At 67.8% G+C, this 11,946-nt stretch carries 16 protein-coding genes; 13 read left to right on the forward strand and 3 right to left on the reverse strand.

What is annotated here, in order from left to right; genetic code table 11:
- Positions 1 to 219: DUF444 family protein (locus AAG801_RS34925; protein WP_341892542.1), on the forward strand; the 219-nt coding region annotated here is incomplete at its 5' end.
- A complete protein-coding gene (locus AAG801_RS34930) occupies positions 216 to 1,799 on the forward strand; it encodes a SpoVR family protein (protein WP_341892543.1) in 1,584 nt (527 codons plus the stop codon). The genes AAG801_RS34925 and AAG801_RS34930, both read left to right, overlap by 4 nt.
- A gap of 7 nt (positions 1,800 to 1,806) precedes the next feature.
- Here the strand turns inward: AAG801_RS34930 and aroQ are convergent, their stop codons facing one another.
- Positions 1,807 to 2,247, reverse strand: coding sequence for a type II 3-dehydroquinate dehydratase (gene aroQ, locus AAG801_RS34935; RefSeq protein ID WP_341892544.1), 441 nt, complete (start codon positions 2,245 to 2,247; stop codon positions 1,807 to 1,809).
- 44 nt (positions 2,248 to 2,291) lie between these two features.
- Positions 2,292 to 3,290, reverse strand: a complete 999-nt coding sequence (locus AAG801_RS34940; RefSeq protein ID WP_341892545.1) for a LysR family transcriptional regulator — start codon at positions 3,288 to 3,290, stop codon at positions 2,292 to 2,294.
- Positions 3,291 to 3,461: 171 nt separating this feature from the next.
- Between AAG801_RS34940 and AAG801_RS34945 the strand changes: the two genes are divergently transcribed.
- From AAG801_RS34945 to AAG801_RS34990, 10 genes are read left to right on the forward strand one after another with little or no spacing between them, the layout of a single operon-like run.
- Complete coding sequence (locus AAG801_RS34945) at positions 3,462 to 4,136, forward strand: Rieske (2Fe-2S) protein (RefSeq protein ID WP_341892546.1); 675 nt, start codon at positions 3,462 to 3,464, stop codon at positions 4,134 to 4,136.
- A gap of 18 nt (positions 4,137 to 4,154) precedes the next feature.
- The gene (locus AAG801_RS34950; RefSeq protein ID WP_341892547.1) at positions 4,155 to 5,000 is read left to right on the forward strand and encodes an aromatic ring-hydroxylating dioxygenase subunit alpha; all 846 of its coding nucleotides are present in this window, start codon (positions 4,155 to 4,157) and stop codon (positions 4,998 to 5,000) included.
- Positions 4,997 to 5,644, forward strand: a complete 648-nt coding sequence (locus AAG801_RS34955) for a glutathione S-transferase (RefSeq protein WP_341892548.1) — start codon at positions 4,997 to 4,999, stop codon at positions 5,642 to 5,644. The genes AAG801_RS34950 and AAG801_RS34955 overlap by 4 nt, the downstream gene beginning before the upstream one ends.
- A 52-nt stretch (positions 5,645 to 5,696) precedes the next feature.
- Complete coding sequence (locus AAG801_RS34960) at positions 5,697 to 6,803, forward strand: S-(hydroxymethyl)glutathione dehydrogenase/class III alcohol dehydrogenase (protein ID WP_101492101.1); 1,107 nt, start codon at positions 5,697 to 5,699, stop codon at positions 6,801 to 6,803.
- Positions 6,804 to 6,822: 19 nt separating this feature from the next.
- Positions 6,823 to 7,752 (forward strand): alpha/beta hydrolase, encoded by a 930-nt coding sequence (locus tag AAG801_RS34965; protein WP_341892549.1) that lies wholly within the window; start codon positions 6,823 to 6,825, stop codon positions 7,750 to 7,752.
- Positions 7,749 to 8,633 carry an S-formylglutathione hydrolase gene (fghA, locus tag AAG801_RS34970; protein ID WP_341892550.1) on the forward strand — a complete coding sequence of 295 codons (885 nt, stop codon included), beginning with the start codon at positions 7,749 to 7,751 and terminating at the stop codon, positions 8,631 to 8,633. Before AAG801_RS34965 ends, fghA begins: the two co-directional genes overlap by 4 nt.
- Positions 8,634 to 8,678: 45 nt before the next feature.
- Entirely contained in the window at positions 8,679 to 9,173 is a 495-nt protein-coding gene (locus AAG801_RS34975) for an N-acetyltransferase (protein WP_341892551.1), read from the forward strand.
- A gap of 25 nt (positions 9,174 to 9,198) precedes the next feature.
- Positions 9,199 to 9,594, forward strand: a complete 396-nt coding sequence (locus tag AAG801_RS34980) for a VOC family protein (protein ID WP_225616992.1) — start codon at positions 9,199 to 9,201, stop codon at positions 9,592 to 9,594.
- Positions 9,591 to 9,983, forward strand: a complete 393-nt coding sequence (locus AAG801_RS34985) for a TfoX/Sxy family protein (protein ID WP_101492097.1) — start codon at positions 9,591 to 9,593, stop codon at positions 9,981 to 9,983. Before AAG801_RS34980 ends, AAG801_RS34985 begins: the two co-directional genes overlap by 4 nt.
- The gene (locus AAG801_RS34990) at positions 9,980 to 10,612 is read left to right on the forward strand and encodes a 3'-5' exonuclease (protein WP_341892552.1); all 633 of its coding nucleotides are present in this window, start codon (positions 9,980 to 9,982) and stop codon (positions 10,610 to 10,612) included. Before AAG801_RS34985 ends, AAG801_RS34990 begins: the two co-directional genes overlap by 4 nt.
- Before the next feature lie 18 nt (positions 10,613 to 10,630).
- On the opposite strand, the gene AAG801_RS34995 is transcribed toward AAG801_RS34990, so the two are convergent.
- The gene (locus tag AAG801_RS34995) at positions 10,631 to 11,359 is read right to left on the reverse strand and encodes an alpha/beta hydrolase (RefSeq protein ID WP_341892553.1); all 729 of its coding nucleotides are present in this window, start codon (positions 11,357 to 11,359) and stop codon (positions 10,631 to 10,633) included.
- A gap of 167 nt (positions 11,360 to 11,526) precedes the next feature.
- On the opposite strand from AAG801_RS34995, the gene AAG801_RS35000 reads away from it, so the two are divergent.
- Positions 11,527 to 11,844, forward strand: a complete 318-nt coding sequence (locus tag AAG801_RS35000; protein WP_341892554.1) for a metalloregulator ArsR/SmtB family transcription factor — start codon at positions 11,527 to 11,529, stop codon at positions 11,842 to 11,844.
- Positions 11,845 to 11,946 lie beyond the last annotated feature (102 nt).

An 11,946-nucleotide genomic window follows, 5' to 3' on the forward strand; every position in this document is an offset into this window, starting at 1 on the left:
GACAGCGGCCGCTGCCGCGAACTGCTGGTCGACAACATCCTGCCCGTGGTGCGCTACTACGCCTACGTGCAGGTGGCCGAGACCGAGCAGAACCTGTGGCAGGAGTACCAGCAGCTCGAAGGCGTGGCGCCCAACTTCGCGATGCGCAAGGTGTCGGACGCGCAAGACATCTACCCGGTGTTCCGCGACCTGTTCAAGAAGGAAGGGGTGCCCGCATGATTACCACCACCGAACGCCCTCCCGGTGCCCCCGTCCTGCCGCGCAGCACCGACTTGCCCACCTCGCGCCTGGAGCGCCTGCCCAGCCCGTCCGACTGGACCTTCGAGCTCATCGAGACGTACCACACCGAGATCGCCAAGACGGCCAGGAGCTTCGGCCTGGACACCTACCCGAACCAGCTCGAGGTGATCACGGCCGAGCAGATGATGGACGCCTACGCCAGCGTGGGCATGCCCATGATCTACAGGCACTGGTCGTACGGCAAGCAGTTCATCTCCACCGAGAAGAACTACAAGCGCGGCCACATGGGGCTGGCCTACGAGATCGTCATCAACTCCGATCCGTGCATTGCCTACCTCATGGAAGAAAACACCATGGCCATGCAGGCCCTGGTGATTGCGCATGCGGCCTACGGCCACAACAGCTTCTTCAAGGGCAACTACCTGTTCCGCATGTGGACCGACGCGTCGTCGATCATCGACTACCTCGTCTACGCGCGGCACTACATCGCCGAGTGCGAAGAGCGCCACGGCCTCGATGCCGTGGAAGACCTGCTCGACTCCTGCCACGCGCTCATGAACTACGGCGTCGACCGCTACCGCCGTCCGCAGAAGCGTTCGCTGGCGCAAGAAAGCGCACAGCGCGCCGACCGCGAGCGCCACATGCAGCAGCAGGTGAACGACCTGTGGCGCACGCTGCCGCGCAAGAGCGAGCAGGCGGCAGAGTCGGAAGCCGAAGCCGCACGCCGCTTTCCGTCGGAGCCACAGGAGAACCTGCTCTACTTCATCGAGAAGAACGCCGCCCTGCTCGAACCGTGGCAGCGCGAGGTGGTGCGCATCGTGCGCAAGATCGCGCAGTACTTCTACCCGCAGCGCCAGACCCAGGTCATGAACGAAGGCTGGGCCACCTTCTGGCACTACACGTTGCTCAACACCATGTACGACCGCGGCCAGCTGGACGACGGCTTCATGATGGAATGGCTCAGCTCGCACACCAGCGTGGTGTTCCAGCCGCCCGTGGGCCACCGCGCCTACAGCGGCATCAACCCCTATGCGCTGGGCTTCAAGATGTTCACCGACCTGCGGCGCATCTGCGAAAAGCCGACGGAAGAAGACCGCCGCTGGTTCCCCGACTACGCGGGCACCGACTGGGTCAGGACACTCGACTACGCCATGCGCAACTTCAAGGACGAGAGCTTTGTCGGCCAGTTCCTGAGCCCGAAGACGATGCGCGATTTCCGCCTGTTCGCCATCCGCGATTTCCAGAGTGAATCGGAACTCGAGGTGTCGGCCATCCACGACGACAGCGGCTACCAGGCGCTGCGCGAGTCGCTGTCACGCCAGTACGACATCGGCAACCGCGAGCCCGACATCCAGGTCTGGAGCGTCGCCACGCGCGGCGACCGCTCGCTCACGCTGCGCCACACGCAGCGCAACAACCTGCCGCTGAACGACAGCGCCGAAGAAGTGCTGAAGCACGTCGCAAGGCTCTGGGGCTTCGACGTGCACCTGGAGAGCGTCGACAGCGGCGGCCGGGTCAGCCGCAGCTGGAAGGCTGCCGCGCCCAAGCAGAACTACTGAAGATGGGTCAGGGCACGAGCGCGGCGATGGCCAGCGTGTAGCCCTTCACCCCCAGCCCCACGATGATCCCGCGCGCCGCGGGCGAGATGTACGACTTGTGGCGGAACTCCTCCCGTGCATGCACGTTCGAGATGTGCAGCTCGATCAGCGGCACGCTCGCCCCCTTGATGGCGTCGTGCAGCGCGATCGACGTGTGGGTGTAGGCGCCCGGGTTCATCACCACGCCCAGCATGTTCCCGGCGGCCACTTCGCGGCCCGCCTCCTGGACCCAGTCGATCAGCACGCCTTCGTGGTTCGACTGGCGGCATTCGATCGCCACGCCGAGCTTGACACCCGTTTCCTTGCACAGGCGTTCGACGTCGGCGAGCGTGTCGCGACCGTACTGTTCGGGCTCGCGCGTGCCGAGCAGGTTGAGGTTGGGGCCGTTGAGAACGAGGATTTTCTTCATGATGGATCGGTGAAAGAAGCAGACGGATGCAGGAAGAAGGCCGATTATGGTCGCGCTGCAGACCGCGCCCGGCGCGCTGAAGACGACACCGCAGCGGTCGACCCCACGTAGTGGTTGTACGACCCGATGTCCGCCACGCAGCGCGCCATCAGGTCGACGAACGCGCGCAGCTTCTGCCCCATGTAGCGCTGCCGCTGGTAGGCGCAGTACAGCCGCCGCGCCTCCGGCGGCCATTGCGGCAGCACCGGCACCAGCACGCCCTGCGCCACCTCGGGCCCCGCGAAGAACACCGGCAGCGGCGCGATGCCCAGGCCGTCGATGCAGAAAGTCTTCATCACCCAGTGGTCGTTGGTCTCGAAGGCCGGCTCCGTGCGCACCACATGGCGCCCCGAAGCTTGCTGCGACACCAGCCGCAGCGGCGACGGCGGCCCCGACGGCTCGCGCATCGCGATCATCCGGTGCTGCGCCAACGCCTCGGGCGTCTGCGGCGTGCCGTGCCGCGCCAGGTACTGCGGGCTGGCGTACAGGCCATAGGCCAGCCGGCCCAGCAGCTTGGCGACCAGGTCCGGCAGGTCCGGTGGCGCCGAGCCGACATAGCAATCGACCTCGCCGATCTGCGGGGCCTGCAAGCCGTTCGCCACGTCGAGCTGGCAGCGAACGTTCGGGTGCGATTCGAGAAAGATCCGCACCACATGGCAGACGAAGGAGGTGCTGAACTGCGTGTCGGACAGCAGCGTGAGCCGCCCCGACACCCCGCCCGTGAGCTCCTGCACCTCGGTGCGCGCCGTTTCCAGCCGGCCGCTCACCTCGCCGAGCAGCCCCTCGCAGCGTGCGAAGAACGCACGCCCGGCTTCTGTCGGTGCGATGCGGCGTGAGCTGCGCAGCAGCAGCTGGGCACCCAGCAGTTCCTCCAGCCGTGTGAGCTGCCGGCTCAGCGTGGCCTTCGACACGCCCGACAGGCTCTCCGCCTTGGTGAGGCTGCCGCTCTTCATCACGAGCACGAAGGCCTCGACCAGCGCGAGGTCGATGCGCCCTGCGCTCATGAAAGCCACCGCTGTGGAAGTCGTCGTTGCAGGAATGAAAAGGAGCGTCTTGGCATGGGGCTTTCATCGGTGCGGCGGACACGCTACGGTAGACGGCACCGCCGACAAGGGCATGGCCGATGCTATGCCGGTTTGCGGCGCCCTTTTCCGTCGACCCCACGATCAAGACCCATGAATCCCTCAGTCACCTGGCACCCCGTCGCTCCCTCTGCCGAGGTGCGCGCCGGCGCCAACATCGTCGCCGGCTTTGCGCAAGGCCAGGAGCTCGCGCTGTGGCGCGCGGCCGATGGCACGCCGCAAGCCTGGGAGAACCGCTGCCCCCACCGCAGCGTGCGCTTCACGCTCGGCCAGGTGACCGGCGGCGACCGCCTGGCCTGCGCGTACCACGGCTGGCAGTACGAGGCCGGCAGCGGCGCGTGCGTGCGCATCCCCGCGCACCCGGCCATGCAGGCGCCGCGCAACGTCTGCGCGAAGGTGTTCGCCACGGCGGATGCGGCGGGCATGCTGTGGGTGCGCCTTGCGGCCGATGGCCCGCCCGCGCCGGCCGAACTGGCCGATGTCGTTCCCGCCGGCTGGCACCTCGCCCGCACGCTGACCCTGCGCGTGGCCGCGGCCGAGGTGCGCGATGCGCTGGCGCAGCACGGCTTCGCATCGGCAGCAACGCCCGATGCATGGCAAGGCACGCTGGGCGAATCACCCGTCGCCGCGCTGCTGCTCGACGCCCAGCCGCAGCTGAGCTTCCTGCACCTGTGGACCGACGCAGCGCCGGGTTCCGATGCGATGGCCCGATTGCACCTCGCAGCGCGCCAACTGCGCAGCGAAGTCGAACCCGCTTCATCGCACTGAAAAGAAGAAAGAAAAAACATGCCCTTCGTCACCGACGATCCCAACATGCTCGACGACTGGCTCGTCGTCGGCCCCGCCAGCGGCTTGCCACGAACGACACGCCTGCTCGGCGACACCCTGCACCTGCACACCGATGCCGACGGCACACCGCACGCCCGGCTCGGCACCAACGCGCTGACCGTGCAGTCGCGCTACGGCTTCCTCTGGGTCTGCCCCAGCGGCCGCCCGGCGCGCCCGCTGTTCGCCTTCCCCGAGTACGACGAACCCGGCCGCCGCATCATCGACTGCGGCGGGCTCGGCGTGGCCGTGTCGGGCCTGCGCGTGATCGAGAACTTCCTGGACATGGCGCACTTTCCCTTCGTGCACCCCGACTACCTCGGCAAGGTGCCGCACACCGAAGTGGCCAAGTACAACGTCGAGGTCGACGCCGCCACCGACGAGATCTGGGCCACCGACTGCCGCTTCTGGCAACCGCGCGCCTCGGCCGCCCACGACACGGGCAGCGAGGTGTTCTACAAATACCGCGTGATGCAGCCCTTCTCGGCCATGCTCTACAAGTCGAGCCACCGGCCCGACAAGCTCGACGCCATCGGCCTGTTCCTGCAGCCGGTGGACGACGAGCACGTCATCGCCCACACGCTGCTGGCCTACTTCGACGACGTGTCGACCGACGCCGAGCTCATCGCCTTCCAGCACACGATCTTCGGGCAGGACAAGCCGATCCTGGAAAACCACGCCTTCAAGCGCATGCCGCTCGAAGGCCGCGCCGAAACGCCCACGCGCGGCGACACCACCTCCGTCACCTACCGCCGCTGGCTGCGCGAGCGCGGCATGCGCTTCGGCACCGCGAGGGCCGCCGCATGACCGTCAGGCTCTACGACTACCCGCTCTCGGGCAACTGCTTCAAGGTGCGGCAGATGCTGCTGTGGCTCGGCGTGGACCACGCGAGCGTGCCGGTCGACTTCCACCCCGGTCGCGAGCACAAGTCCGCAAGATTCCTCGCGCAGATCAACCCGCTCGGCCAGCTCCCGGTGATCGACGACGAAGGCTTCGTGCTGCGCGACGCGCAGGCCATCCTGATCTACCTCGCAAGCCGCTACGACGCACCGCAGCGCTGGTACCCCGCCGACCCGAAGCTGCGCGGCCAGGTCGCGATGTGGCTCGCCATGGCCGACGAAATCACGCGCACCGCCTCGGCCGCCCGGCTGCACGACGCGCTGGGCTACACGCACCTGGACATCGACGCCTGCCGGCGCGGTGCGCGCGCGGCCTTCCGCGTGCTCGACGACCACCTCGCCGAGCAGCATGCCGCCACCGGCCTGCACTGGCTCGCCGCCGCGCCCGAGCCGACCATCGCCGACCTCGCCTGCTTCCCGTACGTGGCGCTGGCGGGCGAAGGCGGCATCTCGCTCGACGAGTTTCCCGCGCTGCGCCGCTGGGTCTGGGATTTCCGTCACCTGCCCGGTTTTGTGGGCATGTCGGGTATCTTCCCCGCTGGCCCCGCCTGAAGGCGCGCCTGAGTATCCTTGTCCCCTTCCGCTCTCTGAAGAACCGAATCCCATGAAAACCAAAGCCGCCGTCGCCTGGCAAGCAGGCCAACCCCTCACCATCGAAACCGTGGACCTCCAGGGCCCCAAGTTCGGTGAAGTGCTGGTCGAGATCAAGGCCACCGGCATCTGCCACACCGACTACTACACGCTCTCCGGCGCCGACCCCGAAGGCATCTTTCCCGCCATCCTGGGCCATGAAGGCGCGGGCATCGTGGTCGACGTCGGCCCCGGCGTCACCACGCTGAAAAAGGGCGACCACGTCATTCCGCTGTACACGCCCGAATGCCGCCAGTGCAAGTTCTGCCTGAGCCGCAAGACCAACCTGTGCCAGCTGATCCGCGGCACGCAGGGCAAGGGCCTCATGCCCGACGCCACCTCGCGCTTCAGCCTCGACGGCAAGCCCATCTTTCACTACATGGGCACCAGCACCTTCAGCAACTACACGGTCGCGCCCGAGATCTCGCTGGCCAAGATCCGCGAAGACGCGCCCTTCGACAAGGTCTGCTACATCGGCTGCGGCGTCACCACCGGCATCGGTGCGGTGCTCTTCACGGCCAAGGTCGAAGCCGGCGCGAATGTCGTGGTGTTCGGCCTCGGCGGCATCGGCCTGAACGTGATCCAGGGCGCCAAGATGGTGGGCGCCGACAAGATCATCGGCGTCGACCTGAACCCCGAGCGCGAAGCCATGGCGCGCAAGTTCGGCATGACGCACTTCATCAACCCCAAGACCACCGAGAACGTCGTCGACGCGATCGTGCAGCTGACCGACGGCGGCGCCGACTACAGCTTCGAGTGCATCGGCAACACGCAGGTGATGCGCCAGGCACTGGAATGCACGCACAAGGGCTGGGGCCGCAGCATCATCATCGGCGTGGCCGAGGCCGGCGCCGAGATCAGCACGCGCCCGTTCCAGCTGGTCACGGGCCGCAAGTGGGAAGGCTCGGCCTTTGGCGGCGCGCGCGGACGCACCGACGTGCCGAAGATCGTCGACTGGTACATGGAAGGCAAGATCAACATCGACGACCTGATCACGCACACCATGCCGCTGGAAGACATCAACAAGGGCTTCGACCTGATGAAGCGCGGCGAGTCGATCCGCGGCGTCGTTCTTTACTAAGGCCGAGGAGGCGCCCGCCATGAACCGCATGGAACCCCTGCGCAGAATTGAAGCGGGCGTCCTCGAAGTCGCCTACTACGAAGCCGGCCCCACCGACGGCCCGCCCGTGCTGCTGATGCACGGCTTTCCGTACGACATTCACACGTACGCCGAGGTTGCGCCGATGCTGGCCGCGCAAGGCTGCCGCGTCGTCGTGCCGTACATGCGCGGCTACGGCGGCACGCGCTTCCTGAGCGACGCCACGCCGCGCTCGGGCGAACAGGCGGCGTTCGGCGCCGACCTGCTCGCACTGCTCGACGCGCTGAAGATCGACCGCGCGGTGCTCGCCGGCTACGACTGGGGCGGCCGCGCCGCCTGCGTGGTGGCGGCGCTGTGGCCCGAGCGCTGCGCGGGGCTGGTCTCGCTCAACAGCTACAACATCCAGAACATCGCCCAGGCGATGGAGCCGGACACGGCCGAGAACGAGCACAGCCTCTGGTACCAGTACTACTTTCACAGCGAGCGCGGCCGCGCCGGCCTCGCGAAGGACCGCAACGCGATCGCGAAGCTGCTCTGGAAACTGTGGTCGCCGACGTGGAACTTCGACGACGCCACCTTCGCACGCAGTGCCGCCGCCTTCGACCACCCCGACTTCGTCGACGTGGTGATCCATTCGTACCGCCACCGCTTCGGCCTCGTGCCCGGCGACCCGGCCTATGCCGACATCGAACGCCGCCTTGCCGCGCAGCCGACGATCACCGTGCCCGCCATCACCTTCGACGGCATCGACGACGGCGTGCGACCGCCCGCCGATGCCTCGGCCCACGCGCACCGCTTCAGCGGGCCGCGTTCGCACCGCCTCGTGCCCGGCGCGGGCCACAACCTGCCGCAGGAAGCACCGCGCACCTTCGCCGATGCCGTGCTTGAACTCGTGCCTGCCCTACGCAGCCAGACGACCTCTTCTTCATGACCGACACCACCCCGACACTCCTTTCCGAACACCACGCCTTCGGCGGCGTGCAGCGCTTCTTCGAGCATCGCTCGCACGAAATCGGCCTGCCCATGCGCTTCTCGGTCTACCTGCCCCCGCAGGCCGCGACCGCAGGCAAGCCCGTGCCTGCCCTGCTCTATCTCGCGGGCCTGACCTGCAACGAGGAAACCTTCGCGGTGAAGGCCGGCGCGCAGCGCATGGCCGCGAGCCTGGGCCTGGCGCTCATCGCACCCGACACCAGCCCGCGCGGCGCCGGGCCCGAAGGCCTGCCGGGCGCCAAGGACAGCTGGGACTTCGGCATCGGTGCCGGCTTTTATCTCGACGCCACCGCCGAGCCCTGGGCCACGCACTGGCGCATGGAAAGCTGGATCGTCCACGAGCTGCTGCCGCTCGTGGCGCAGCACTTGCCCATCGACGGCCAGCGCCTGGGCATCTTCGGCCACTCGATGGGCGGCCACGGCGCGCTCACGCTGGCGCTGCGGCACCCGGGGCGCTTCCTGTCGCTCTCGGCCTTCGCACCGATCTGCGCACCCACCCAGTGCCCGTGGGGCCAGAAGGCCTTCGCCGGCTACCTGGGCGAGCCCGGCGACGACCGCGGGCAGTGGCTCGCGCACGACGCCAGCGCGCTGATGCAATCGCAGACCGTGGCGCCCTATCCGCAGGGCATCCTCATCGACCAGGGCCTGGCCGACAAATTCCTCGCCGAGCAGCTGCACCCCGAGGTCTTCGAGGCCGCCTGCTTCGCCGCCGGCCAGCCGCTCACGCTGCGCCGCCATGCGGGCTACGACCACGGCTATTACTTCATCCAGAGCTTCATGGCCGACCACATCGCGCACCACGCGCAGACGCTGATCGGGTGATCACAAAGGGTGCGGTTCGCACCCCGCGTGGCTATCATGGTCCGCATGTCTGCCGCCCAGATTCCTGCCTTCGAGTTGCGCTCGCGCGATGGCGGCGCCGAAGAGAACATGGTGCTCGCCGGCATCTGGCGTCGCGCCTGGGTGTCGGCCAACCGGGGCGCCGCCCACGTCGAGCCCATCGCCCACTGGCTGCGCCGCGTGCAGACCGAATTCATCCCGCCCGCCGACGTGGTGCTGGCCGAGCGCGACGGCCAGGTGCTGGCCTTCATGGTGCTGCTCACGGCGCGCGAGTACGTGGCCCAGCTGTTCGTCGAACCGCACCTGCGCAGCCAGGGCCTGGGCAAGGCGCTGCTCGACGAGGCCTGCGTGCGCATGCCGCACGGCTGGCGGCTGCACGTGGCCGTCACCAACACCGAGGCGCAGCGCTTCTACGAACGCTACGGCCTCGTGCGCGGCGTGGTCGACCGGCACCCGGGCAGCGGGCGCGAACGCATCGCCTACCATTGGTCGCCTGCCCGCGCGTCCTGGCGCACGGGCTGACCCCCCTCTCCCTTCTTCTTGCCCCATGCGCATCCGCATCGATCACATCGCCCTCTGGACCACCGACCTCGAACGCTGCAAGCGCTTCTACGTCGACTACTTCGGCGCCACCGCCGGCGCGGGGTATGTCAACCCGACCAAGGGCTTCGCCTCTTGCTTCCTGAGCCTGGGCGACGGCGCGCGCATCGAGGCCATGACCACGAGCACCCAATCGCCCGTGGTCGCCGAACCCGGCGCGCAGCGCATGGGCTGGACGCACCTCGCGATCTCGGTCGGCTCCGACGCCGAGGTCGATGCGCTCACGCAGCGACTGAAGGCCGACGGCTACCCGCTGCTCGACGGCCCGCGCCGCACCGGCGACGGCTACTACGAGAGCGTGGTGCTCGACCCGGACGGCAACCGCATCGAGATCACCGCATGAGCGCATTCGTTCAAAGCCTGCACGAGACCTTCGAACGCCTCGGCCGCATCGAAACCCGCCGCATGTTCGGCGGCCACGGCGTGTGGCACGAGGGCCGCATGATCGCGCTCGTCGCCAAGGACACGCTGTACCTCAAGTCCGATGCCGGCAGCGCCGCGCACTTCGATGCGTTGAACCTGCCGCCCTTCACCTACGTGCGCGCAGGCAAGGAGATGCCGATGTCGTACCGGCTGGCGCCGGCCGACCTGTTCGAAGACCGCGAGGAAGCCGCCCGCTGGGGCCGCCTCGCCTACGAAGCCGCGCTGCGCTCGGGCCAGCCGCCGAAGCAGAAGAAGCCCAAGCCCCAACCCAAGACCCCCTCCAAGGCCGCGAAAGCGAAGACCCGGTGAACGAACAGAACAACAACAGCAACAACCCCAGCCACCGGCTCCCTCCGCTGCCCGAGCGCGAACAGATCGCGCTGCTCGATCCCTTCGACAGCCTCGACCTGAAAGACATCGTGGTCGTCGCCTCGCTGGCCGAAGCCGAGCGCGCCGCAGACGAATTGCTCACGGCCGGCGTGGCCGGCTTCGACACCGAGTCGCGCCCCACTTTTGCAAAGAACGAGGTGTCGACCGGCCCGCACGTGGTGCAGTTCGCCACGCGCGACACGGCCTGGCTGTTCCAGCTGCACCGCGACGAGTGCAACCACGTGGTCGCGGGCCTGCTCGCCTCCACCGAGCTGCGCAAGGTCGGCTTCGGTCTCTCGAGCGACCTGTCGATGATCCGCATGCGCCTGGCCATTGCGCCGCAGGCCGTGTTCGACATCGACGACGAGTTCCGCCGGCGCGGCTACAGACGCTCGGTCGGTGTGAAGACGGCCGTGGCGCTGATGTTCAACCAGCGCTTCGCCAAGTCGCGCAAGGCGACCACGTCGAACTGGGCGCACAAGCAGCTCAGCGAATCGCAGATCCGCTACGCCGCCAACGACGCCTATGCGTCGCTGCGCGTGTTCGACGCGCTCTTTCCGAACGGCTGACCGAGCGCGCGACTGCCGTCAGTCGCGCCCCGCTTCGAGGATGGCCTGCGCCAGCCGCAGCGGGTTCGAGAAGAACATCTCGTGGCTGCCCGGGCACTCCACGAGCCGGAACAACCCGAGCCGCTCCGACAGCCGCGGATGCCACGGCAGGCTGTGCGGCAGCGCCGTGTCCTGCAGGCAATTGACGTACGACTTGCCCAGCGCCAGCGCCGCCAGCGGCTGCTTCAGCTGGATCTTGTCGGTGAAGGTGCGGTACGGGTGCGGGTTGAGCTGGTCGTAGGCGGACTGCGCCAGCGCCAGGTCGGCGTCGTTGATGAAGGCCTCGCGCCAGATCTCGAACGGCAGCGTCACGGCATTGCCGTTGGCCGCGGCCACCGCGTCGAACATGGCCACGTAGTGCGGCGGCACCATGTCGTTGAGCGCCTCGCCATCGAGCGGCACAAAGGCGTTGATGTAGACCAACCGCCGCAGCCGTGCCGCGATGCGATCGGCCACGCCCGAGATCACCATGCCGCCGTAGCTGTGACCCACGAGCCGCACCTGCGTGAGGTCTTGGCCCTCGATGTAGCGCACCACCGACGCGATGGCGTCGTCCAGCCCGGTGTTCGCGCGGCTGTCGCCGGGGTTGTTGCCTGCCACGGTGGGGCAATGCACGGTGTGGCCGGCCGCGCGCAGGCCGTCGGCCACAGCCTCCATTTCAGCGCCGGTGTGCCAGGCGCCGTGAACCAGAACATAGGTGTCGGACATGGGTGTCTCCTTCGTTGGATGCGTCGTTGGGTGATAGACCGAGGCGACTGTAGAAAAAACGGTGCGTTGCGGATGGCCGCTGCCTGCCAACCTGATGGCCGATTCGCGCCAGCGGTCTTTTTGTGTCGTGGGTTGCCTCGATTCAATAATTCAAAGATACTTGAAATATGGAAGAAAACGATGTGGTCCGCGCCTTGGGCGCACTCGCGCAACCCGTGCGCCTGCGGGTGTTCCGTGCCTTGGTGGTGGCGGGGCCCGACGGGCTGACGCCCGGTGGGCTCACTGAAGCGCTGGCGGTGTCGGCGACGGGGCTGTCCTTCCACCTCAAGGAGCTGGTGAACGCGAGCCTCGTCTCGCAGGAGCGGCAAGGGCGCAACCTCATTTACCGCGCGTCGTTCGACCGGATGAACGGTCTGCTCGGCTACCTCACCGAGAACTGCTGTCAGGGGGAAGCCTGCCTTCCGGCGACCGCCTGCGACTGCTGAGGACATATGAAAGCCTGTGCTGTTGCACGCAGCGTGCGTGCGCTCTGGCGTGCTCCCGCCGACGGGGCACCTTGCTCCGCGAATGTCCTCCGCCCTTCGGGC

Source organism: Variovorax sp. YR752 (assembly GCF_943372545.1).

Bases quoted from the DNA above. Each gene is read 5' to 3' on its own strand.
- AAG801_RS34930 (WP_341892543.1), top strand. From the start codon at position 216: ATGATTACCACCACCGAACGCCCTCCCGGTGCCCCCGTCCTGCCGCGC.
- aroQ (WP_341892544.1), bottom strand. From the start codon at position 2,247: ATGAAGAAAATCCTCGTTCTCAACGGCCCCAACCTCAACCTGCTCGGC.
- AAG801_RS34940 (WP_341892545.1), bottom strand. From the start codon at position 3,290: ATGAGCGCAGGGCGCATCGACCTCGCGCTGGTCGAGGCCTTCGTGCTC.
- AAG801_RS34945 (WP_341892546.1), top strand. From the start codon at position 3,462: ATGAATCCCTCAGTCACCTGGCACCCCGTCGCTCCCTCTGCCGAGGTG.
- AAG801_RS34950 (WP_341892547.1), top strand. From the start codon at position 4,155: ATGCCCTTCGTCACCGACGATCCCAACATGCTCGACGACTGGCTCGTC.
- AAG801_RS34955 (WP_341892548.1), top strand. From the start codon at position 4,997: ATGACCGTCAGGCTCTACGACTACCCGCTCTCGGGCAACTGCTTCAAG.
- AAG801_RS34960 (WP_101492101.1), top strand. From the start codon at position 5,697: ATGAAAACCAAAGCCGCCGTCGCCTGGCAAGCAGGCCAACCCCTCACC.
- AAG801_RS34965 (WP_341892549.1), top strand. From the start codon at position 6,823: ATGAACCGCATGGAACCCCTGCGCAGAATTGAAGCGGGCGTCCTCGAA.
- fghA (WP_341892550.1), top strand. From the start codon at position 7,749: ATGACCGACACCACCCCGACACTCCTTTCCGAACACCACGCCTTCGGC.
- AAG801_RS34975 (WP_341892551.1), top strand. From the start codon at position 8,679: ATGTCTGCCGCCCAGATTCCTGCCTTCGAGTTGCGCTCGCGCGATGGC.
- AAG801_RS34980 (WP_225616992.1), top strand. From the start codon at position 9,199: ATGCGCATCCGCATCGATCACATCGCCCTCTGGACCACCGACCTCGAA.
- AAG801_RS34985 (WP_101492097.1), top strand. From the start codon at position 9,591: ATGAGCGCATTCGTTCAAAGCCTGCACGAGACCTTCGAACGCCTCGGC.
- AAG801_RS34995 (WP_341892553.1), bottom strand. From the start codon at position 11,359: ATGTCCGACACCTATGTTCTGGTTCACGGCGCCTGGCACACCGGCGCT.
- AAG801_RS35000 (WP_341892554.1), top strand. From the start codon at position 11,527: ATGGAAGAAAACGATGTGGTCCGCGCCTTGGGCGCACTCGCGCAACCC.